This is a genomic window from Streptomyces sp. SID4985, assembly GCF_009863025.1.
Taxonomy (GTDB): Bacteria; Actinomycetota; Actinomycetes; order Streptomycetales; family Streptomycetaceae; genus Streptomyces.
Window position 1 is genome coordinate 1 of sequence record NZ_WWIR01000618.1, and the last position, 640, is coordinate 640.

The following is a 640-nucleotide window of genomic DNA, read 5'->3' on the forward strand; positions in this document are numbered from 1 at the left end:
CGAGCCAGACGCGGATGCGGTCGCCGTTCGTCTGCACCCTGAGGTGATAGGTGCGGCCCTCGACGAGGGTCGTCCTGTACGTGGCGATGTCCCGGCCGGGGCGCCAGAGTTTGACGACGCCACTCGTGTCGATGTTCGCCGTGTACCCGGCACCGGAGGCGTCCGCGCGGAAAGTGAGCCCTGTGGCGGTGCCGTTGGTGATGGACAGGTCGCCCTGGTAGGTGAAGTCGGTGCCGGTGCGGTCGCTGAGGTAGAAGCCGTCCCCGGCGCTGCGGCCGTGCAGCCCGTCGGGGCCGACCGTCCAGGTGCCGCCGCGCGGTGTCCACCGTCCGGCGGGGAAGGAAGTGAAGCCGCCCGTACCGGTGTTGAGGTTCTGCACGGTGGCGGTGCCGCTGTAGACGTTCGCGCCGAACGCCCCGCTCGTGTACGTGCCGTCGGTCGCGTCGATGACCGGGTCGGAGCCGTTGTCGAGCCAGACGCGGATGCGGTCGCCGTTCGTCTGCACCTTCAGATGGTGGGTGCTGCCGGGCGGGATGGGCGTGGCGTACGTCGCGATGTCCCGGCCGGGGCGCCAGAGTTTGACGACCCCGCTGGTGTCGATGTTCGCCGTGTACCCGGCACCGGAGGCGTCCGCGCGGAA

The 640-nt window shown here is 70.5% G+C and carries 1 pseudogene; it reads right to left on the reverse strand.

Annotation, left to right across the window (positions count from 1 at the left end):
* Positions 1 to 640: pseudogene (locus tag GTW40_RS26280) on the reverse strand (glycoside hydrolase family 32 protein); the annotation flags it as partial.